The sequence below is a fragment of the Acidithiobacillus ferrooxidans ATCC 23270 genome (genome assembly GCF_000021485.1).
Classification (GTDB): domain Bacteria; phylum Pseudomonadota; class Gammaproteobacteria; order Acidithiobacillales; family Acidithiobacillaceae; genus Acidithiobacillus; species Acidithiobacillus ferrooxidans.
The window spans coordinates 398,549-420,439 of record NC_011761.1 but is presented as its reverse complement, the minus strand read 5'-3'; the positions used below and the strand labels follow the sequence as shown (position 1 = coordinate 420,439).

Here is a 21,891-nt window from a genome sequence, read left to right as displayed (position 1 = left end):
AATACCGAGTGACTACCGCTTACAATCCAGCCTTCAACGCCGCTTCAATGAACATATCCAGCGCCCCATCGAGCACCTTCTGGGTATCGCCCACTTCGACTCCGGTGCGCAGGTCTTTGATCCGCGACTGGTCCAGCACATAGGAACGGATCTGATGCCCCCAGCCGATATCGCTTTTGCTGTCTTCCAGCGCCTGCTTTTCGACGGCACGTTTCTGCATCTCCATCTCATAGAGCTTGGAGCGCAACATGCGCATGGCCTCGGCCCTGTTCTTATGCTGCGAGCGGTCGGTCTGGCAGGCCACGACAATGCCCGAGGGCACATGGGTGATACGAATGGCCGAGTCGGTCTTGTTGACATGCTGACCACCCGCCCCGCTGGCCCGGTAGGTATCCACCTTGAGGTCCGCCGGATTGATATCCACCTCGAAACTATCGTCAATTTCGGGATAAACAAAGACGCTGGCGAAGCTGGTATGACGACGATTGCCGGAGTCGAAAGGCGATTTGCGCACCAGACGATGGACGCCGGTTTCGGTACGCAGCCAGCCGAAGGCGTGGTCACCGCGCACGTGGATGCTGGCCGACTTGATGCCCGCCACTTCCCCCTCGGAGACCTCCACCAGTTCCGCCGCAAAGCCATGGGACTCCGCCCAATGCAGATACATGCGCAGAATCATTTCCGCCCAGTCCTGCGCCTCGGTGCCGCCTGCGCCGGCCTGAATATCCACAAAGCAGTTTGCCGCATCCTGCGCGCCGGAGAACATGCGCTGGAATTCCAGCTTCTCGACCAAAGACAGCGCGGTATCGAGATCCGCATCGACAGCGGCGAGGAGTTCTGCGTCCTGCTCGCTCAGCGCCAACTCCAGCATCTCGCCGCCATCGGCGAGACTCGCAGTGAGCTTGTCCATGGGCGTAATGACAGCTTCCAGAGCAGACCGCTCGCGACCCAGTTCCTGGGCCTTTTCGGCGTTGTTCCAGATGGTCGGGTCTTCCAGCTCCCGTTGAACTTCTTCTAGGCGACCGCGCTTTTCTTCGAGGTCAAAGATACCCCCTCAGGCCCGCGACACGGACCTGGAGATCGTCGTGCAGCGCACGCATCTCATTCACTTCTCTCATGATTCTTCCTTTTCCATCCGGCTGCGTCAGGACCATACCCGCGCGCACATGGTTGCCTCGCACGCAAAGGCCGTAATTATGCGCATATTCAGTGCTGATCTCCAGCAGTGTTTCGACAGGGTTGGGGTAGGCTCATGCCGTTACCCAGTTTTCCACTTGCAATCCTTCCACCCGTCGGAACTCTCGTTCATTGTTGGTAACTACGATCCAGCCTTCGGCGCGGGCGTGTGCGGCGATCCACAGATCATTATTGCCAATGGGCCGCCCGCCGCTTTCCAGAGCCGCGCGGATCTGGCCATAGTGGATGCCGACCTGAGGGGTGAGGGGGGCCACCTGAATACGTTCTTGCAGGCGCTGTATGCTGGCCAACGCTTTGTCACGCGCCTGACTTTTTTCCGCACCCCAACACAATTCACCCAAGGTGATTACCGACATCGCCAGATCATCGGCACCATGTTGTACAAAACGCTCCCGCACGGCGGGCGGATGGTGTTTGGCAATATAAATGCAGATATTGGTATCCAGCAGATAACGCAAGGTCATCAAAAGTTTTCCCTTGCCTGGGGTGGAATATCCTGGCGTCCGTCGGACATGAAGTCTTCGGGAAGGTCGGCCAGGGCATCAAAAACGCCTGTACCATCCACTGGATGCTCCCGCAGAATAATCTCATTCCCGCGGCGGAAGATTTCCACCTGATCCACCTCAAAGCGGAATTCTTTGGGCAACCGTACGGCCTGACTGTTGCCTGATTGGAAGATGCGTGCGATGGCCATCCTTAGTCTCCTGCCGGCGTGGATATACGATCAGTATATACTACATACCCTCCTCTGCAAGTCGGTTTTTTGCCTACGTTGGTGACTTGTCGGCTTGAATTGAACGATGATCTTCTCATCGCCACCTGCCGACAGGTGGCATGACCATGGCAACAGCGCCACAACTCGAGCAACCGAACCCTGACCAGGCGACTCAGTGAGCATCCCGTCATGGAAAGTGACGAGGCCAACCCTGCAGACTATTGAGTACACCCCCTTCGCTCACCAACGCCACATGCCGAATCCGCAATTGCAGGGTAGTCGTATCCCGGAACGTATTCACATCCAGTTCATACGCCATGAGCACCGTCTGCCCCACTCCCACCGGGCAGACGCCATTTTCCACAGCGCCAAACCAGATGGCGTCGTAGTCCATCGCATCCATTTTCACGACCAGTTTCAGATGCCTGCCGTCGCCTACCGGCCGGACCTGTTCAATCCGGCCGTGGCTTCTGAAAACGGGGGGCTCCCACTGGCGACCAAAGGGTTCCAGGGCCGCCAGTTCTTCCACGACGGCGAAGCTGGGAGCCACCTCCAGGGGACCATCGGTGACAATCTCCGGGCCGGCCCTCTGGTCACGCAATGCGCTCGCGGCGATGGCGGCCCACGCTTCGGCAAAGCGCTGCAGCCCATCGCGCTTCAAGGTCACCCCGCCAGCGCCCGCATGGCCACCCCAGGCGACAAAATCATCGGGATAACGGCCGGCTATCTCGGCCAGGGCATCCCGCACATGAAAACCGTGCACGGTTCTCAGAGAGGCGGTGATATGTTGGCCCTCGGCTTTGGGCGAGAAATAGGCGACCGGTCTGCCGAAAGATTCCGCCAGTCTTGCGGCGCAGATACCGTGGACACCCGCGTGGCCTTCGGGGTCGAATATCGTAATCGCCGCCGCGCCATCCCGAACCTGCTGTGCCGCCTGTTTTGCGCTTCGTTGCAGCATGTTCGACTGGACCGCCTTCCGTTCGGTGTTGTGCTCCACGAAATGCAGCGCCAGTCCTTCCGCCACCGGGACACTATCACTCATGAGCAGATCCACGCTGCCCAGCGCCGAATCCAGACGCCCGCGCGCATTGATGACCGGCGCAAAACTGAATGCCAGGGTAGCGGCGGTGATGGGGCCCTTGCAGTTCGTGGCGACATACAGTGCCTGCCAGGCGGGCCGCGCCACCGGCGAGTTCATGATCGCCAGGCCGCGGGCGATGATCGCCTTGTTATTGGTGGACCGCGCCAGATCGACGCAGTCGGCCATGGTTCCCAGCGCAACCAGGTCCAAAAGACCGCCGAGTTTTGGCGCGCTGGCGGGAAGGTCGCCGTCCTGAATCAGTCGCCGGCGAACCGCGCAGCACAGCAGCCACGCCACATGCACGCCGGCGATATACGGATCGGGAAACGCCGAATCCTCGCGCACCGGGTTTACACAAGCCATGGCCGCCGTCGGCGGTCCATCCGCGGGCACGCCGTGATGATCCGTGACGATGACGGTAAAACCATGATCCCGCAGCCGGGCGATCCGTTCGTGATCCGTGCTCCCTTGATCCGCGGTAATGATCAGGGCGGGGCGGGGGGCCTCCGCGATGATGCGATCGGTCAGGGTTTCGGTGACGCCGTAGCCATCCCGCAGACGGTGTCCGATATAGCTGTGAATCCGTGCTTCCGGGACGCCGAAATAATCCCGGAATGCAAACTTCAGCACCGCGTGGGCCGAAGCGCCATCCGCATCGAAGTCCGAAATCAGGAGGATGGGCAACCCTTGTTTTATGGCGGAGACGATACATTCAGAAGCGATGTCGATATCGGGGAGCAGGTCGGGCGGGGTGAGGCCACTCAACTGCAGATTCAGCAACTCCGGCAGATTCGCCAGATCGACGTCGCTCAATCTACCGGCGATGATCCGAGCCTGGAGCGGGGTGTATCCGAGTTCCAAAGCCGCGCGCAATATCGCCGCAGCCACAGGACGATCGACAATGCGCACGGCTTCCGCAGCCATCTACCAGACTCCCGGCAGCGCATGGCCCGGCCGGGCCGGTCTGCGCCAGAAGCGCCAGCGATCCGCACGGCGAAGCGTAAGGCGCTCTATACCGCCGCTGGCAAGCACACCCGTCAAACACTCCAGGCGCCCGCCCCGCCTCCACAAGGTCCGCAAGGCGGGGACCAGCGCCGCGAAGGATTTTGCCGTATCCGGATAAAGCCAGGCCCCGGACCAGACCCAGAGCAGTTCATCGGGGAGCTTCGTCGCCGTCTGCAGCGCTTTTGGGTAGGACAGCGGCAGGCCGAGCCAGCGGGCCGCGGCCTGCAGGTAGTCCGCCTCCGCCGCCACGGTCTTCCACTTCGGAATGGGCCGCACAGAAGGCAATCGCCCCTCCCCCCAGGCCCAGAACAGACACCAGGAGTCCTGACCGCTGGCATCGGCATCCTGATTGACGGGATGGGCCGCGAGGAGCATCTGCAACTCGTTGAGGAAGGCATTCCAGCGCCGGGCATCGGCACCAGTGACTTGCAGGGCCAGGGGCTCGCGGCCCCAGACTCGTTCGGGATCGGGGCAGTGCAGGTCGGGCGTATCGGTGGCCAGCACATACCAGCGCCGGGCGCCGCGCCGCAGAGTCCAGGGCGCATCCACCATATGCGCCACCGCCGCCGCAAAGAGCGCCTCTGCCGAGTCCGCATCCAGACCCGGCAGAGGCTGTAACACCGCACGCCCCGCCTGTCCGCGAAACGCCACCGGCTCCAGGGCGATGACCCAGTGTCCTTCGGTCGTTATACCCTCGGACTCCGCCAGCAATGCAGCGGCGGGCAACAAGCCCCCGAAACCCAGCAAATGCCCCGCCACCTCCAGAGAGGAACCAGCCGCTAACCGCTCCGCCCGCCCACGACCCCAGTAACGCGGCAACACCGCGCCCAGGTCATCCTCCGGCAGGCCACGCAGCCCCGACAGCCAGAGGCAGAGATCCGCCATCAGCGATCCAGGATGGCGCGCTGCACCGCCTCCAGACTGGCATCCACGGTGAGCACTTCGCCACCCTGAGCGATGGCGGTATCGGGATCTTTCAGGCCATGCCCGGTGAGAGTACAGACTACCGTCGCACCGGCTTCAATTTTTCCGGCGCGGGCCTCAGCAACCACCCCCGCCACCGAAGTCGCCGAGGCCGGTTCGCAGAAAACGCCCTCATATTGCGCCAGCCAGCGCTGCGCTTCCAGAATCTCGGCATCGCTATGACTGCCAAACCAGCCGCCGCTTTCCGCCTGCACCCGATGCGCCTGATCCCAGGACATGGGGTGGCCGATACGGATGGCCGTGGCGATGGTCTCGGGGTCCTTCACGTAGTGGCCGACGATGAAGGGGGCACTGCCTGCCGCCTGAAAACCCAGCATCTTCGGTCGTTTTCCGGCCTTACCGTGACCGTAGCTACAGGTGCCATTACAGAACTTGCAGGAGGCGGTCAAGGGCTGGGACTTATCGGTCCGTCCATCGGTGGCTTCACAATAGCCCATCCAGTGGGCGGTGATATTGCCGGCATTCCCCACGGGCAGGGCGTGATAATCGGGCGCTTCACCCAATGCTTCGATAATCTCGAAGGCCGCCGTCTTCTGACCCTGCAAGCGGTAAGGGTTAACCGAATTCACCAGGGTAATCGGCGCATTGGCCGCCACTTCCTGGACGATCTGCATGCCCGCATCGAAGTTGCCGCGAATCTGCAACACCATGGCACCATGCATCATCGCCTGAGAGAGCTTGCCGAGGGCAATCTTGCCTTCCGGAATCACCACGAAGGCGCGCATTCCCGCCCGCGCCGCATAGGCCGCCGCTGCCGCCGAAGTGTTGCCGGTGGAGGCGCAGATCACCATCTCGCTGCCGTCTTCCTTGGCCTTGGTCACCGCCATGGCCATACCACGGTCCTTGAAGGAGCCGGTGGGATTCAGGCCCTCAAATTTGAGGAAAAGGCGGAGATCGAGGCCAAGCTGGCGGGGCAGGTTGATACACTCGATCAGTGGCGTATTGCCCTCACCCAGGCTCACCGCCGGGGTTTCAGGAGCCAGGGGCAGGAAGGCGCGGTAATGGTCGATAATGCCGGTATAACGGGACATGAAGTTATCCTGATTTGAGATGAAATGCCAAAATTCCGTGCGGCGGACGGCTCACCCTTCCGCCAAACTCTCGACACGCAGGCGCAGCACGGGCTGAACGACCACTGGCAGGGCTTCCATGCGAGCGATTGCCTGCTCCAGGTCGCCTTCCCGGCAGCGGTGGAGCAGCAGGACGATGGGCACACTGTCTGCCTCCGGCGTCTCTTTCTGTACCAGCGCTTCGATGGAAATCTCATATTCCGCCAGCATCGTCGCCACCTGTGCCAGCACACCGGCACGGTTATGGGCGTGGATGCGCAGATAGTAAGCGCTCTCCACCTCGGCCATGGGCAGCAGCGGCAAGGCACTCATGGCATCGGGCTGGAAGGCGAGATGGGGCACCCGGTTGCTGGGATCGGCGGTCATGGTCCGCGCCACATCCACCAGGTCCGCCACCACGGCGCTGGCCGTGGGATCGCCGCCCGCGCCACGTCCATAATAAAGGCTCTGCCCCGCCGCATCGCTCTCCACCAGAATCGCGTTGAAGGGTCCCTCCACATTGGCCAGCAGGTGGCTATGGGGAATCAGGGTCGGATGGACCCGCAACTCGACGCCATCCGCGCGGCGCCGCGCAATACCCAGCAACTTGATGCGATAGCCCAGCTCGGCGGCATAGACCACATCCGTCCGTTCCAGCGCACGGATGCCTTCCACATGGCAATGGGCGAAATCCACCGGAATACCGAAAGCAATGGACGCCATCAAGGTAATCTTGTGCGCGGCATCGCCGCCATCCACATCCAGCCCCGGATCGGCCTCGGCATAACCCAGCCGCTGCGCTTCAGCCAGGGCCTGCTGAAAGTCCCAGCCCTCGCGGAACATCTGGGAGAGGATATAGTTGCTGGTGCCGTTGATAATGCCCGCCAGCCACTGAATCCGGTTGCCCGCCAGCCCCTCGCGGATCGCCTTGATGATGGGAATGGCACCCGCCACCGCCGCCTCGAAGGCGACCATCACCCCCCGCGCCTGCGCCGCCGCGAAAATCTCGTTGCCATGCTCGGCCAGCAGTGCCTTGTTGGCGGTCACCACATGTTTACCCGCCGCGATAGCGGCCATCAGCAGGCTCAGGGCAGGCTCCTGCCCACCCATCACCTCGACGACCACGTCCACCTCGGGATCGCGCACCACCGCCCAGGGATCGCTGCTGATCCGCGCATCCAGCCCCAATCCTTCCAGACGCGCCGGATTACGCACCGCCGCATGGACCACCCGTAGCTCCCGCCCGACCCGACGGGTGATTTCTTCCGCATTGCGCTCCAGCACCCGCACCGTCCCCTGGCCGACAGTGCCCATGCCGAGAATACCGATCCGTACCGGAGCCAAATCCTCCGCCATTACAGATCCTCACGAAACATGTGTTTAATGCCGCGGATAGCCTGACGGGTGCGGTGCTCATTCTCCACCAGCCCGAACCGCACATATTCGTCGCCCAGGTCACCGAAACCGATCCCCGGGCTTACCGCCACTCTGGCCCGCTCCAGCACCAGCTTGGAGAATTCCAGCGAGCCCATCCTGCGCAGCGATTCAGGAATCCGCGCCCAGACGAACATGGTCGCCTTGGGCTTGTCGACTGCCCAGCCCGCGGCGTCCAGCCCCTCGCAGAGCACGTCGCGGCGCTGCTCGTACATCAGGCGGATATCTTCGACACAGTCCTGCGGCCCTTCCAGCGCGGTGATGGCTGCCACCTGAATCGGGGTAAAGGTGCCGTAGTCCAGATAACTCTTCATCCGCGCCAGGGCGCCCACCAGTTTCGGGTTTCCCACCGCAAAACCCACCCGCCAGCCGGGCATGTTATAGCTCTTGGAAAGGGTGAAGAACTCGACGCCCACGTCCTTGGCCCCTGGCACCTGCAGAAAGCTCGGCGCTGTATAGCCATCAAAGACGATATCCGCATAGGCCAGATCATGCACCACCCAGATCCGGTGCTCCTTGGCAAATGCCACGATCCGCGCGAAAAAGTCCAGATCCACGACCGCCGCCGTCGGATTGTGGGGGAAGTTGATCACCAGCATTTTCGGCTTCGGCCACGCCGCCCTGACCGCTTTTTCCAGCTCTTCGAAAAAATCCACCCCCGGTAGCATCGGTACATGGCGCACATCGGCGCCCGCTATCACGAAACCGTAGGGATGGATGGGATAAGTCGGGCTGGGCACCAGCACCGTATCGCCGGGACCCATGGTCGCCAGTGCCAGGTGGGCGATGCCCTCCTTGGACCCGATGGTGACGATGGCCTCGGACTCGGGATCGAGCTGCACACCGTAACGGTGCTCATACCAGGTCGTAATGGCGCGGCGCAGGCGGGGAATGCCGCGCGACACGCTGTAGCGATGGGTGTCACCCCGTTGTGCCGTTTCACAGAGCTTATCGACGATGTATTGCGGCGTGGGCTGGTCGGGGTTCCCCATACCAAAGTCGATGATATCCTCGCCCCGCTTGCGGGCCTGATTCTTGAGGTCCGTAACGATGTTGAACACGTAGGGGGGCAGACGACGGATACGTTCAAAGTCACTGTTCATGTGGCGTGGGCCTTCAGGGTTGTGGCGAATGCCGAAACCGATGAACAATAGAGAGGCGACGCGGGCCTGTCAATCCGCGCAGGGGAAGAATCTCATGAAATTACATCTGCAACGCGACGCCCACCGCAATGTCATCCATGCCTACGGGCCGCAGGGCATCGTCATTCACGGCGAAAATTACGGACAGGGGCTGCTGGTCGGCGCCGAGTGGCTGCACAGTCCCTGGGGGCCGGAACATGCCGACGCCCTTGAGTTCTCGCACTTTGACGAAGTCGTGACACGCCGACCCGATATCGTGCTGCTGGGCACCGGCAAGCATCTGCATTTTCCGCTGGAGTTGCTGCGCGCCCTGCGCGCCGCCGGACTGGCGGTGGAGGTGATGGACACCAGCGCCGCCTGCCGCACCTACAACATCCTGCTGGCCGAAGATCGCATGGTCATCGCTGCGTTGTTGCCACCCCTGGCCTGAAATCTGCGGAATCGGCCAGGCATCAGCCGAACAGGCCCTCGGGTGCCAACCCTTCCGCTTCGATGCGATGGCGCAACACCAGCAACGCCTCCACCTGAATCTGGCGCACCCGCTCCCGGGTGATGCCGAGGCGGGAGCCCACCTCTTCCAACGTCGCGCCGTCCGTACCGTCCAGACCGAAGCGCCAGAGCAGCACGAGGCGATGTTTTTCGGTCATGGTCGCAATCCACTGGTGCACCTGCCGGGAAAGATTCTGGTTCTCCAGCCGCTGCTCCACGCCTGGCGCGTTAGTGTCTGCCACCAGATCGGCCAGGGAACGATCCGACCCCTTGCCATAGGGCATATCCAGGCTCGTCACCCGGCCATCCATTTCCAGGCAATCGCGAACCGCGTCGACGGAGCGATCCAAAGCTTCTGCCACCTCCTCCGGCGTCGGATCCCGCTGCAGAGTTTGTGCGAGGCAGCGGGTGGCGCGCAGCACCGCGCTGAGTTCCTTCATCACGTGAATGGGCAGACGGATGGTGCGGGTCTGATTCATCAGCGCCCGCTCGATATTCTGACGAATCCACCAGGTCGCATAGGTAGAGAAGCGAAAGCCGCGCTCCGGATCAAATTTCTCCACCGCTCGGATCAGCCCGAGGTTGCCCTCTTCGATCAGGTCCAGAAGTGGCAAGCCCCGGTTGAGGTAGTGTCGCGCCACCTTTACTACCAGGCGGAGATTGCTCTCTATCATGGTGCAGCGCGCGGCCTGATCACCAGTCTGCACCATGCGCCCCAGGGTCACTTCCTGCTCCGCTGTCAGCAGCGGACGGTGTCCGATCTCCCGAAGATAACAGCGGGTGGCATCCCAGTCGGGCGCCTCGCCGAAATCCTCCGCTCCATCGATCTTTTCCGGAGCATCCTCGTCCTGTTCCGAGATCGGGGGTGCGTCGGGAAACCCCCCGTCCTCATCCTCGTCTCCAATCGCGTTTATCATCCGCACATTCTCCTGAGGCCACAGAAACGGTACCCGCTAGCAAGGGGACAAAATGGCAACTGCCCAGGGCAATCACTCGCGCAGTGCTGCCATCCCAATGACTGACCTGCAAATGCTGCCTCCCCCCCTCCTCCACCGGCATTACCAGACTGCCTCCGGCGCACAACTGGCGGTAAAGGGGCGCCAGTGCGCAGGGCACGGCAGCGGTAATGACCATTGCGTCAAAGGGGGCTTTTTCCGGCCAGCCGCCGCTGCCATCGCCGTGCTGCAGGTGCACCTGGCGATAGCCCAGCCTGCCCAGCAACGCGGTCGCCCTTTCCTGCAGCGGGCCGATACGCTCGATACTGAAGACCTCCGCCCCTAGCTCCGCCAGCACGGCGGTCTGGTAAGCGGACCCTGTACCGATCTCCAGGACCCGCCTGGGCACCTCCCGCTCCTCCAGAATCGCTTCCATCATCCGCGCCACCATCCAGGGCTGGGAGATGGTCTGTCCGTAACCGATGGGCAGCGATACCGGCTCATAGGCCCGCCCCGCCAGCGCTTGGGCGACAAAGCGATGACGCGGAACCCGGTTCATCGCGTCCAGCACCCGCTCATCACGGATGCCTTCCGCGCGCAGACGGAGCACCATTCTTCCCCGCGTGCGCGGGGAAATCATGCCGACTTCAGGACTCAGGGCTAGCAACGAAGCAGCCATTGACTCAAACCCTCCAGAAAATTGTAGCGGGTCATATCCAGATCCAGCGGGGTGATGGAAACATAACCGCGACGCACCGCGTCAAAGTCGGTACCCGGACCGGCGTCTGCTTCCCGCCCGGAAGGGCCAATCCAGTATACGGGATCGCCGCGGGGATCCGCCGCCGGTATCACCATGTCGCTCTTGTGGCGACGCCCCAGACGGGTCACTTCAAATCCGCGGATTTCATCGTAGGGCAAATCCGGCACGTTCACGTTGAGGATGGTATCGGCAGGCAGCGCGTGACTCAGCACCCCGGTCACCAGTTTGGCGGCGACCCGCGCCGCAGTCGAAAAGTGGGTGCAATCGCGCCCGGCGAGGGAAACCGCCATGGCGGGCAACCCCAGGAAACGCCCCTCGGTGGCGGCAGCCACGGTGCCGGAGTAGAGCACATCGTCCCCCATGTTGGCTCCCCGGTTGATACCCGAGATTACCATATCTGGTGTTTCCGCGAAAATCCCGGTGACCGCGAGGTGAACGCAGTCGGTAGGCGTACCGCCGATCAGATAATGAAAGCCGTTGAGTCCGGTGCGCATCCGCAGAGGCCGGTCCAGGGTGAGGGAGTTGCTGGCGCCGCTCCGGTCCTGCTCCGGCGCCAGTACTTCCAGATCGCCCAAAGGCTTTATCGCTTCAGCAAGTGCCGCCAGTCCCGGTGCCAGATAACCATCGTCGTTACTGATCAAGAAACGCGGCATCAGGTCTCCAAAAGGCAGGCAGTGACTACTTTGGCGTCCATAGTAAGCTACGAAGCGCCCCCGGGTCCATCCTCCGGGCACGCACCGCTCCCCGCAGACTAATGCGCCGCGCGCGCTGACACCGCCGGTGCCGGGTTTTCATTCTGCACCTGCTGAATCTGCCGCTGCAGCAACAATACCCGCAACTGCGCCGCATCCATCACCTGTTTCAGGCCGTTTACCCGCTCCAGGTAACGCGCATAATTACGCTCGTTTCCGGTGCGGATGGCCTTGCCCTGCTCATAGTTTTTTGTCGCCTGGATCAGGGTCAGCCGCGCCGCGAGCAATTCCCCCTGCAGGCGCTTCAATGCGGGGTTGGCCGCAGGCCGGGCGGCTGGCGCGGGCACGGGTGGTTCCGGCGTCGATGTGGCGCCGGCGACCCCCGACCCAGGCATCGGCGTACTGACCGAAGCCTGTGGCGCCCCGGAAATCTGTTCGACGCCTTTGGCACCCGGTGGCGGAGCTTCACCGTAGCTGACTACGCCACCGCCGCCCACCCAGCGATAAATGGTTGATGCATCCACGGAAGTGCTGATCAGAAAGGCCGACAGGAAAATACACGCTCCCGCCATTGCTGCACGCTTTGATTCACCTTTACCAGACGTAAAAGGGGATTTCCTGTACTTCATCAGCCTGTTCTCCTGACCGGCGCGGCATTTCCGTATATGGTCGCCAAGCCCCGTATTGTCAAGGTGGCGGCCACAAAAAAGCCCCGTATACAACACGGGGCTGATGGCGCCGGGGAAAGGACCGCAGCGGCAGGGAGTACCCGGCCTCAGAGGCTGTAGTACATCTGGAACTCCACCGGATGGGTGGTCATGCGCAAGGCCTGCACCTCGGCCCATTTCACATCCAGATAACCTTCCAGCCAGCTCTCGGAGAACACACCACCCTTCATGAGGAAGTCATGGTCGGCTTCCAGGGCGCGCAGGGCTTCTTCCAGAGAGGCGGCCACACCGGGGATGTTGGCCTGTTCCTCGGCGGGCAGGTCGTAAAGATTCTTGTCCATGGCGTCGCCGGGATGGATTTTGTTCTGGATACCGTCCAGGCCCGCCATCAGCATGGCAGAGAATGCCAGGTAGGGGTTGGCGGTAGAGTCCGGGAAACGCACTTCGATGCGCCGTGCCTTGGGGCTGTTGACGAAGGGAATGCGGATGGATGCCGAACGGTTCTTGGCGGAATAGGCGAGTAGCACCGGGGCCTCGAAATGAGGTACCAGACGCTTGTAGCTGTTGGTACTGGGGTTGGTTAGCGCATTGATCGCCTTGGCGTGTTTAATGATGCCGCCGATGTAATACAGCGCGATTTCCGACAATCCGCCGTACAGATCACCCGCGAAGATGTTCTTGCCGTCCTTGCCGAGGGACTGGTGGACGTGCATGCCGCTGCCGTTGTCACCGACGATGGGCTTGGGCATGAAGGTGGCCGTCTGGCCGTAGGCCGCCGCCACGTTGTGGACGACATACTTGAGGATCTGCACCTCGTCCGCCTTGCGGGTCAGCGTATTGAAGCCGACGCCGATTTCGTGCTGCCCGGCCGTGGCCACCTCATGGTGATGGACTTCCACTTTCAAGCCCATCTCTTCCATGGCCAGGCACATGGCCGAGCGCAGGTCCTGAGCGGAGTCCACCGGCGGAACCGGAAAATACCCCCCCTTCACGCCGGGGCGATGTCCCATATTGCCGGATTCATATTCCTTGCCCGAATTCCAGGCGGCTTCTTCGGCGTCCACCTTGTAGGCGCAACCGCTCATATCGATATTCCAGGTCACGGAATCGAACACGAAGAATTCGTTTTCAGGACCGAAGAAAGACGTGTCGGCAATACCGGTGCTCTTCAGGTAGATTTCGGCGCGCTTGGCCACGGAGCGGGGATCGCGCTCATAGCCCTGACCAGTGGCGGGCTCGATGACGTCACAGCGGAGAAGAAGGGTGGTTTCATCCATAAAGGGGTCGAGCACCGCAGAATCCGGGTCAGGCAAAAGAATCATGTCCGATTCGTTGATGCCCTTCCAGCCGGCGATGGAGGAGCCGTCAAAAGCCTTGCCTTCGGTAAAGGTGTCTTCTTCGATGACATGCCCGGGAACGGAGACGTGCTGCTCCTTGCCCTTGGTATCGGTAAAGCGGAAATCAACGAACTTGATGTCTTTTTCCTGAATCAATTTGACCACATCACTGGGGCTGTAACCCATTTGCTTCTCCTCCAATCAAGAAATATTTACGACCCGAAACAAACTCTCTTAACAAAATTCATACCAGACCAAAACCGGGGCAAGGGATGCACAACTTCCTATGTGTTGCACCAATGGCGAGCACCACTATGGTGCAACATCAAAAATCGCACCATTATGGGGCGCCGGATGACAAGAACCGCGATCCAGCCAGGCACCAGACCACGTCCACTTCCTGCAAACCCGGCACATGCCCCCGCAGGGCTTCCTGGATCTGTGTTTCCGTCTCCTGCAGGCTAGCGAATGTTGCGGATGACGGCAAGGCATAACGCAGGCAGATGACCATACCGCCCCGGAGATAATGCAGCGTCATCTGCTCGGCGGCGGGCAGATCCAGCGTTTGCAGGCGCTCGCGCACCACCACTTCGATATCGCTACGGGGCGACAGGAGGACGCCGCCTTCCGCATCATTTTCACTGTCGATATGGATGGTGGCATCGGCGAGATCATCCACCTGCCGCAACAACGTCGTCCGTACCCGCTCGGCAATCTGGTGGCCCTCGGAAACACTCAGGGTCGGCGTCACCTGCAAATGCACCTCCGCCAGGGCCTGATGACCGATTTTGCGCGTCTTCAGCATATGCAGATCACGCACCCCTTCACAGCCGAGAATCACTTCGCGGATATGGGCCAGCGCCTCATCACCGAGGCCACGGTCGGCGAGCTCCTGCACCGCCTCCCAACCGGTGACCAGACCAATCCGCAACACCATGAGGGCGACGATGAGGGCGACGACCGAGTCGAGATAAGGCGCCCCCAGTAAACTGCCGCCAATGCCGATAAAGACGATGACGCTGGAAATGGCGTCGGTACGATGGTCCCAGGCATTGACGCGCAGCGCCGCGGAGCGGGTTCGCCGCGCCACCCGGATGGTGATCTGATAGAGGGTTTCTTTGGTGGCGATCGCGAAGGCGGCAATATAGAGCGTCCAGAAATCCGGCATGCCGTAATGGCCGATGATGAGCCGCTGGACCGCCTCATACCCGATGCCAGCACCGTTGATGGCCAGCAGAGTACCCGTCGCCAGCGCCGCCAGCGTCTCAAAACGCTCATGACCGTAGGGGTGCTCCTGATCCGGCGGCTGGCTGCTGAAGCGCATGGCAAACACCAGTCCGAGGTCCGACAGCAGGTCGGAAAGAGAGTGAACCGCGTCGGCTACCAGCGCATCGGAATGACCCAGGATGCCCCCCGCCAGCTTGACGAAAAACAGCACCACGTTGGTGCCCGCGCCCGCCAGGGTCACCCGCATATTCTGCCTGCCGCGCTCGGCGCGGCTGATGCTTTCCGCCATTACCCCGGACCTTTCACGATCTCAATACCGGCAACGAACCACACCCTCCGGTCGCTCCATGAGCGGATCCGCCCCGAGTCGGCAACCGGCTTCCCCAGAGCGGCGGCCGGGATATGGAGGACGCGGAGATGGACAGCATGTGCGCATGTACTGTTTAATCGTCCAGACATCCACAAGGCGTTACAGGACAAGGTGAACGATGAGTACCGAAACGATTTTGCAGGAAGCACAGAAACGGGCGCAGGCGGCGGGCAAACGCCACGCCGGGGACCTCACCCCGGAGGAAGCACACGCCGTGTTGCGCGACCATCCCAAGGCCATCCTCATTGACGTGCGTTCCCACCCGGAGCTGGATTTTTCGGGCTTTGTCGAAGGTTGCTGCCATGTGCCGTGGCAACTGTATCCGGGCATGACGCCCAACCCCGATTTCGATGCAGAACTGCGCGGGAAGGCTCAGCCTGATGATCTTCTGCTCCTGCTCTGCCGCACAGGTGGCCGTTCTCTGGCTGCGGCCGAACATCTGGCCGGTCTGGGCTACAGCCATTGCTATAACGTCCTTGGTGGTTTCGAGGGCAAACACGACGCCCATGGCCAGCGCGGCAAGGTAGACGGCTGGAAGGCCAGCGGCCTGCCCTGGAAGAACAAGTAGCATATCTGCCCGGCCCATAGCGACTGTCAAGACTGGCAGGCTGGGCAGAGCATCGCGTTTTTACCCCCCACCGAAAGGGTCTCCAGCGCGCCGCCGCAACTCGGGCAGTGCCCGTCTTCCCGATGGCGGGTGAGGAAGGTCTTGGGCAGCAGGTTGGTCTTCGCCTGACAGCGCACGGCGCGATCCAGCACCTTGGGGATCTGCTCCAGGAAACGCTCGCGCTCTTCTTCGCTGAGACTGGTCGCGGTGCGATCCGGTCGCAGGCGGGCCTGAAAAAGGATTTCATCCGCCCAGATACCGCCGATGCCCGGCGCGAAGGTATCATCCAGCAGGATGTTGCGCAGGGCGCTGCGGCGACGGCTCAGGGCCTCGCGCAATATACCAAGCCCTTCCCCATGCACCATCAGTGGATCAGGGCCGAGCTTGGTGAGGAAGTCCACATCGCTGTTTTCGTCCAGCATGCGCAGGCGGTTACCCAACTGGGTCCCCTGAAAACGCAGGCGCTGCTGGCCGTTGATCTGTATCTCCAATGCCGCTCGCGGCTCTTCCCCGCCTTCCCCATGAACAGGGCCGCGTTCGAGTTCGCCGCTCAGCTCACCACCCAACTGCAGGGCGAGGATGTCCTTGCGATCCAGTTCCAGGAAAAGGTATTGACCGTAGCGATGCAGGTCGGTGATGGCCCTGCCTTTGAGTGCGGCATCTTTGATGCCGGCACCATCCGGAAGTGCCTCGCCCTTGGCATTCTGCATCTGCATGACGCCGACCCGCTTGTGCAGGATATTGCGCCGCAGCTTTTGTCTGAGCAGTTCTATTTCTGGCAACTCGGCCATGTTTTCTCCGGAACAATGAGGTTTGAGACCCGTGATAAGCGCCCTAGTCTAACCTGTGGGCGCTGGCGCGCCAATGGCGGCGAAGGGAATCCGCCCATACAGCGCGTACGTTGCGCCCACCGCATGCGCCCACATCTGATCTCCGATGGAGAAGTGCCACCATTCTCCAACATGCTGCGCAAACCCCGCCTGGGTCATGACCGAGACCAGCAGTTCACGATTCCGGTGATGGAGATACTCCGGCGTTCCGGGCAGGGCAGACGCGTAAAAATTCGGGATGGCGCGGTCAGTGAAGTCATCGACAGGGCCGCCCATGGGTACATCCCGACCTTCTCCATCCACCAGTTTGCAGTCTATGGCGGCACCCGTACTGTGCGGTGGCGGACGGCAGGGGTCCGGGTCGGGAATCCCCCAAAAGCGGTACACTTTGGGGGCGAGCAGGGTATGGATTTCGGGATCCAGACGCTCCAGCGCATCCGGCCCGGCGCAGGACGAGAGCCTGGTGAGACAGCCCATCGCCTGCGCCTCGCGCCGGAAGGCATCCCAGACCATGAAGTGCTGAACCGCCAGAGGGCGATAGGCGTCGAACAGCGCAATGCGCCATCCCGGACGTCGGCCCGACAACAAGGATTGCGCCCGATACAGGGCAGAAAGCGCCCCGGAACGCAGCCGCCAGGGCGACCCGGTATAAGGCGCCCCCACTGCGAGGTAAGGATGCGGGGTCACCCGTGGGAAGGCGCTTTCGGGAATCTCTTGCAGCGGCTCACCGCAGTCCCGGATGGGTATGTTCAGATAATCAGGGCGCATCGTCTTGACCAGATTATATGGTAAAAATCGCATGACCGGCCAACCACGGCGGAACCGCTCCAACGCATGCCACCCTCTGCCCACCCGATCCGGCGAAGAGCCGTCAAGATTGTTTCACGCCTTCCACTTCGACCTTGATGTGGATGGTATTGGATAACCCCTCCGGCAAGTACGCAGTCATACCGAAATCAGAGCGGCGGATGGTGGTGGTCGCGACAAAACCAGACAAATAGCCACCCCAGGGTTTCGGCAAATAGGAAATTTCGCCTGCACCGATCTCACGCACCTTGAACATGACCGGCTTTGTCACACCGTGCATGGTTAGGTTGCCATACAGATTTCCAGCCTTGTCCCCATTGGGCGCATATTTGGTGCTGACGAAGGTGATATCCGGATATTTCTTTACATCAAAAAACTCCTTGCTGCGCAGGTGCTGGTCGCGAAGCGCAAAGTTGGTATTGATACTGGCGGCAGGGATGGTGATGCGTACCCGGTCTTTTTGTGGAACGGTATTGTTAAAGGTGTATGTTCCGGAGATTTTGTCGAAATGCCCGGTAAACTCGGTAATCCCCACATGACCGATCGTAAACAGCACATTGGTATGCTGCGGATCGATGGTATAGCTCCCGTCCGGATTACCATTGAGGGGCGCATAGTGCGCTGGCGCCGCGCTGGCGCCTCCAGCCATACCCAGCATCAAAGTCGCGCAAACTAGAAACCATGATTTATTTTTGTGCGAAAACATGTAATACCCTCCTGGGTTAACCGAATAATTTCCGGGTGATTTCTGCGACATGCCGCCCCTGGAAGCGGGCGATGGTCAATTCGTTGGCCGAAGGCTGGCGGCTGCCGTCGCCTTTGGACATGGTGCTGGCACCGTAGGGTGTACCGCCGCTGATCTCATCCATATTCATCAACTCTGTGCAACTATAGGGAACCCCTACCACCAACATGCCCTGATGAAAAAGAAAGGTATGAAAGGAAGTCAGCGTGGTTTCCTGACCGCCATGCTGGGTGGCCGTACTCACGAATACACTCCCGACTTTGCCCACCAACCTGCCCTCCTGCCAGAGGTTGCCGGTGCGGTCGAGAAAATTGCGCATCTGGCCGGTCATGTTACCGAAACGGGTGGGAGTGCCAAAAATGATGCCGTCATAATTGGCAAGGTCATCAGGGTGGGCCTCCGGGGCCGCCTGATGTGTCTTGGCATGAACCGCAGCCAGGGTCTCAGCCGGCATAGTCTCAGGGACACGCCGGACATCCACCTGAATCCCACTCACGGAGCGGGCGCCCTCTGCCTCCGCCTCGGCCATTTGCTCTACGTGCCCCCATAAACTGTGATACAGCACTAATATCCTGCTCACTCGGCGCCTCCTTATGCGTATGGATTCCAGACAAGAGTCTGTCCCTTAATAGACCGCCATCAACTCCTTTTGTAAAGTAGGTACTGAGAAGTAACCACCATGAAATCCATGCCGTCCCATCCTGCGTGGGATGCATACCGAGCGCCTTCTCCACAAACCTTCGCGGGCCATCCGCACGCGGCCGTCCACCATTGCGCCACCCCCGTGCCTATGGCAACCTTTGTGCCACATCTGGTATCCGGTTCAAGAAAAACTTATGGAAATTCCCGTCTACTCCCCCCAAGAGATCGAAGCCGCCGTGCAGCAGCGCTGGCACGATCAGCAGACCTTCAAGGCCGCGGCGACGCCCTCGGGAGACAAATTCTACGCCCTCGCCATGTTCCCCTACCCTTCGGGGCAATTGCACATGGGGCATGTGCGCAATTATAGCATCGCCGACGCCATCGCCCGCTATCAGCGGATGCTGGGAAAAGAAGTCATGCAGCCCATGGGCTGGGATGCCTTCGGTCTGCCGGCGGAGAATGCGGCCCTCAAGCATGGTTTGGCACCGGCGCAGTGGACCATGGACAACATCGCCCACATGCGCGGGCAATTGCAGCGGCTGGGCCTGTCTTACGACTGGTCGCGGGAGTTCGCTACCTGCACGCCGGATTATTATCGCTGGGAGCAGTGGCTGTTCGTGAAGCTCTGGGAGAAGGGGCTGGTCTACCAGAAGCTGAGCACCGTCAACTGGGACCCGGTGGACCAGACCGTCCTCGCCAACGAGCAGGTGGTGGACGGCTGCGGCTGGCGCTCCGGCGCTCCGGTCGAGCGCAAGGAGATCGTGCAGTATTTCCTGCGCATCACCGCCTACGCCGAAGAACTGCTGACCGGCCTCGACACCCTGGGCGAGGGCTGGCCGGAGCAGGTGCTGACCATGCAGCGCAACTGGATCGGTCGCTCCGAGGGCGCCGAGATTCATTTCCCGCTGGCCGCTGGTGACGGGGTCATCAAGGTTTTCACCACCCGTCCCGACACCCTGATGGGGGCGACCTATCTGGCAGTGGCGCCGGAACATCCTCTGGCGATTCAGGCGGCAGAAAACAGCGCTGAACTCGCTGCCTTCCTCGAACGCTGCCGCCATGTCGCCGTTTCCGAAGCCAGCATCGAAACCCAGGAGAAGGAGGGGCATCCCCTCGGCCTGAGCGTGCGGCATCCGCTTACCGGCGTGGAGCTACCCGTCTGGACCGCCAATTTCGTGCTCATGGGTTATGGCGAAGGGGCGGTGATGAGTGTGCCCGCCCATGATCAGCGGGACTTTGAGTTCGCGCGCAGATATGGTCTGCCCATTCGCCCGGTGATCCAGTCCGAGGCTGTCGCTACCGACGGCGCAATCATGACGGAGGCCTACACCGGCGGCGGCACCTTGTTCAACTCCGGGACCTTCGACGGCCTGGCCAACGAAGAGGCCAAGAGCCGTATCACCGCGGCCGTAGCCGCCAAGGGACTGGGGCGGAAGACAGTCAACTTCCGTCTGCGCGATTGGGGCATCTCCCGTCAACGCTACTGGGGTACGCCTATCCCCATGATCCACTGCCCCCACTGTGGCGTCGTGCCGGTGCCGGAGCGGGATCTGCCGGTGATCCTGCCAACCCACTACCAGCTCAAAGACCCGCGTTCGCCGCTGCTGGACGACCCCGAGTTCACCCAGGTGGCCTGCCCCCAATGTGGCGCCGCAGCCCGGCGTGAAACGGACACCATGGACACCTTCGTGGAGAGCTCCTGGTATTACGCCCGTTTCGCCTGCCCCGATGCGGGACAGATGCTCGACCAGCGCGCCGCCGACTGGCTGCCGGTGGATCAGTATGTCGGTGGCGTGGAGCACGCAGTGCTGCATCTGCTCTATGCCCGCTTCTTCAACCGCCTGCTCCGTGATGTCGGCCTGCTGCCCGCCGACGGCGCCCACGATGAGCCCTTCCGCCATCTGCTGACTCAGGGCATGGTGCTCAAAGACGGCAGCAAGATGAGCAAATCCAAGGGCAATACGGTGGACCCGCAAGGCCTGATCGACCGCTATGGGGCTGATACCGCGCGCCTCTTTATTCTCTTCGCGGCGCCGCCGGAACAGCATCTGGAGTGGTCGGACAGCGCCGTGGAAGGTGCTTACCGCTTCCTCAACCGGTTCTGGCGTCTGGTCCACGAGTACGGCGCCACGCCCCCGGCAGTGCCCGCGGAACTCTCTGCCGAGGCGGTGGACCTGCGCCGCGCGGTGCATCAGTGCATCGATCGGGTCAGCCGCAATATGGACGGGCGCTATCATTTCAATGTCGCCATCGCTGCCATCATGGAACTGACCAACAGCCTGATGAAGGTCCCTGCGGATGCTCCGGCCGACCTGCGGGCGGTACTGGGCGAAGGACTGCGCGCATCGACCCTGCTGCTGGCCCCCTTTGCGCCCCATATCGCCGAGGTGCTTTGGCAAAAGATGGGGCAAAGCGGGGTGATCAGCCATGCGCCCTGGCCCGTGGCCGATGCCGGGGCTCTGCGTTGCGATACCGTGACACTGGTCATTCAGGTCAACGGCAAGTTGCGCGAACGCATGGATTTCCCCGCTGATGCGGACCATGCCGACGTCGAGCAGGCCATACTGGCCGATCCGGCCATGCAACGTCATCTGGAGGGTAAAACCGTGCGCAAGGTGATCATCGTACCCGGTCGTCTGGTCAACGTGGTGGCAGGATGAGCCACACATTGCAGTGGCGTCGCTGGTGGCTGGTGGCAGGGCTGGCGCTGCTCCTGGGCGGCTGCGGCTTTCATTTGCAGACCGGGGCCACCATTCCGCCCAGGCTGACGGGGTTGCGCGTCGTCGGCAGCGGTCCCGCCGGAGGCAGTCTGGCCGAGGCCGTCCATCGCGAATTGCAGCGGGACGGCAACAGGGCCAGATCTGACGGCCCGCTGCTCCGGATCGACAATGCGTATGTCAGCCAGCGGATCATCAGCATCAGCCCGAGCAGTGGCGTCGCCCAGGAGTTTCTCGACACCCTGCATGCCCAGTTCAGCGTGACAGGCAACGATCATAAAATACTGCTTGAGTCACAACCTCTGCTGGTGGAGAACAGCTTTAGTTACAACAGCGCCAGCCCACTGGCCACCAACGAACAGCAGATCACCATGCAGCGTCTGCTGATGGAGCAGGGCGCGCGGCAGATTCTGCGGCGGGTGCTCAACAGCCCCGGCTTCCGCCGGCAGGTGCCCTGA

At 61.6% G+C, this 21,891-nt stretch carries 22 protein-coding genes; 4 read left to right on the top strand and 18 right to left on the bottom strand.

Annotated features, from left to right (window positions below):
- Window positions 1-19: 19 nt before the first annotated feature.
- The 8 genes from prfB to alaC form a co-directional block, all read right to left on the bottom strand.
- Window positions 20-1,118 (bottom strand): peptide chain release factor 2 gene (gene prfB / locus AFE_RS02265; protein WP_012606567.1). Its coding sequence is split into 2 segments (ribosomal slippage): window positions 20-1,042 and window positions 1,044-1,118, totalling 1,098 coding nucleotides; the frame shifts between segments, so codons are not numbered across the junction.
- 132 nt (window positions 1,119-1,250) lie between these two features.
- A complete protein-coding gene (gene vapC, locus AFE_RS02260) occupies window positions 1,251-1,661 on the bottom strand; it encodes a type II toxin-antitoxin system tRNA(fMet)-specific endonuclease VapC (protein WP_009567232.1) in 411 nt (136 codons plus the stop codon).
- A complete protein-coding gene (locus tag AFE_RS02255; protein ID WP_009567231.1) occupies window positions 1,661-1,891 on the bottom strand; it encodes an antitoxin in 231 nt (76 codons plus the stop codon). The genes vapC and AFE_RS02255 overlap by 1 nt, the downstream gene beginning before the upstream one ends.
- 208 nt (window positions 1,892-2,099) lie before the next feature.
- A complete protein-coding gene (locus AFE_RS02250) occupies window positions 2,100-3,917 on the bottom strand; it encodes a single-stranded-DNA-specific exonuclease RecJ (RefSeq protein WP_012536160.1) in 1,818 nt (605 codons plus the stop codon).
- A complete protein-coding gene (locus AFE_RS02245; RefSeq protein WP_009567244.1) occupies window positions 3,918-4,883 on the bottom strand; it encodes a hypothetical protein in 966 nt (321 codons plus the stop codon).
- Complete coding sequence (gene thrC, locus AFE_RS02240) at window positions 4,883-6,013, bottom strand: threonine synthase (protein WP_012536159.1); 1,131 nt, start codon at window positions 6,011-6,013, stop codon at window positions 4,883-4,885. The genes AFE_RS02245 and thrC overlap by 1 nt, the downstream gene beginning before the upstream one ends.
- Window positions 6,014-6,064: 51 nt before the next feature.
- Entirely contained in the window at window positions 6,065-7,387 is a 1,323-nt protein-coding gene (locus AFE_RS02235; RefSeq protein WP_009567245.1) for a homoserine dehydrogenase, read from the bottom strand.
- Entirely contained in the window at window positions 7,387-8,568 is a 1,182-nt protein-coding gene (alaC, locus tag AFE_RS02230) for an alanine transaminase (RefSeq protein WP_012536158.1), read from the bottom strand. The genes AFE_RS02235 and alaC overlap by 1 nt, the downstream gene beginning before the upstream one ends.
- A gap of 94 nt (window positions 8,569-8,662) precedes the next feature.
- Here alaC and AFE_RS02225 point away from each other — a divergent pair, with 94 nt between their 5' ends.
- On the top strand, window positions 8,663-9,037 hold the full coding sequence (locus tag AFE_RS02225) for an Mth938-like domain-containing protein (RefSeq protein ID WP_012536157.1): 375 nt from the start codon (window positions 8,663-8,665) through the stop codon (window positions 9,035-9,037).
- 22 nt (window positions 9,038-9,059) lie between these two features.
- Here the strand turns inward: AFE_RS02225 and rpoS are convergent, their stop codons facing one another.
- The 6 genes from rpoS to AFE_RS02195 form a co-directional block, all read right to left on the bottom strand.
- Window positions 9,060-10,013: an RNA polymerase sigma factor RpoS gene (rpoS, locus tag AFE_RS02220; protein WP_009567248.1), complete on the bottom strand. Its 954-nt coding sequence runs from the start codon at window positions 10,011-10,013 to the stop codon at window positions 9,060-9,062.
- Window positions 9,985-10,710 (bottom strand): protein-L-isoaspartate(D-aspartate) O-methyltransferase, encoded by a 726-nt coding sequence (locus AFE_RS02215; protein ID WP_012536156.1) that lies wholly within the window; start codon window positions 10,708-10,710, stop codon window positions 9,985-9,987. Before AFE_RS02215 ends, rpoS begins: the two co-directional genes overlap by 29 nt.
- Window positions 10,692-11,444 carry a 5'/3'-nucleotidase SurE gene (gene surE, locus AFE_RS02210; RefSeq protein ID WP_012536155.1) on the bottom strand — a complete coding sequence of 251 codons (753 nt, stop codon included), beginning with the start codon at window positions 11,442-11,444 and terminating at the stop codon, window positions 10,692-10,694. Before surE ends, AFE_RS02215 begins: the two co-directional genes overlap by 19 nt.
- Window positions 11,445-11,542: 98 nt before the next feature.
- A complete protein-coding gene (locus tag AFE_RS02205) occupies window positions 11,543-12,112 on the bottom strand; it encodes a DUF4124 domain-containing protein (protein ID WP_012536154.1) in 570 nt (189 codons plus the stop codon).
- Window positions 12,113-12,258: 146 nt separating this feature from the next.
- On the bottom strand, window positions 12,259-13,674 hold the full coding sequence (gene glnA / locus AFE_RS02200) for a glutamate--ammonia ligase (protein WP_012536153.1): 1,416 nt from the start codon (window positions 13,672-13,674) through the stop codon (window positions 12,259-12,261).
- A 154-nt stretch (window positions 13,675-13,828) separates the two neighbouring features.
- Entirely contained in the window at window positions 13,829-15,004 is a 1,176-nt protein-coding gene (locus AFE_RS02195) for a cation diffusion facilitator family transporter (protein ID WP_012536152.1), read from the bottom strand.
- Window positions 15,005-15,203: 199 nt separating this feature from the next.
- Here AFE_RS02195 and AFE_RS02190 point away from each other — a divergent pair, with 199 nt between their 5' ends.
- A complete protein-coding gene (locus AFE_RS02190) occupies window positions 15,204-15,653 on the top strand; it encodes a rhodanese-like domain-containing protein (RefSeq protein ID WP_009564831.1) in 450 nt (149 codons plus the stop codon).
- A 26-nt stretch (window positions 15,654-15,679) separates the two neighbouring features.
- On the opposite strand, the gene AFE_RS02185 is transcribed toward AFE_RS02190, so the two are convergent.
- The 4 genes from AFE_RS02185 to wrbA all read right to left on the bottom strand — a co-directional run bounded on the left by AFE_RS02185 (window position 15,680) and on the right by wrbA (window position 18,654).
- Entirely contained in the window at window positions 15,680-16,483 is an 804-nt protein-coding gene (locus tag AFE_RS02185; RefSeq protein ID WP_012536151.1) for a DNA-formamidopyrimidine glycosylase family protein, read from the bottom strand.
- A gap of 48 nt (window positions 16,484-16,531) precedes the next feature.
- Complete coding sequence (locus AFE_RS02180; protein WP_012606562.1) at window positions 16,532-17,323, bottom strand: M15 family metallopeptidase; 792 nt, start codon at window positions 17,321-17,323, stop codon at window positions 16,532-16,534.
- 70 nt (window positions 17,324-17,393) lie between these two features.
- Window positions 17,394-18,035, bottom strand: coding sequence for a YceI family protein (locus tag AFE_RS02175; protein ID WP_012536149.1), 642 nt, complete (start codon window positions 18,033-18,035; stop codon window positions 17,394-17,396).
- 16 nt (window positions 18,036-18,051) lie between these two features.
- Window positions 18,052-18,654, bottom strand: a complete 603-nt coding sequence (wrbA, locus tag AFE_RS02170) for an NAD(P)H:quinone oxidoreductase (RefSeq protein ID WP_012536148.1) — start codon at window positions 18,652-18,654, stop codon at window positions 18,052-18,054.
- A gap of 256 nt (window positions 18,655-18,910) precedes the next feature.
- Here wrbA and leuS point away from each other — a divergent pair, with 256 nt between their 5' ends.
- Window positions 18,911-21,376: a leucine--tRNA ligase gene (gene leuS, locus AFE_RS02165; protein ID WP_012536147.1), complete on the top strand. Its 2,466-nt coding sequence runs from the start codon at window positions 18,911-18,913 to the stop codon at window positions 21,374-21,376.
- Window positions 21,373-21,891: an LPS-assembly lipoprotein LptE gene (locus tag AFE_RS02160; protein WP_009567208.1), complete on the top strand. Its 519-nt coding sequence runs from the start codon at window positions 21,373-21,375 to the stop codon at window positions 21,889-21,891. Before leuS ends, AFE_RS02160 begins: the two co-directional genes overlap by 4 nt.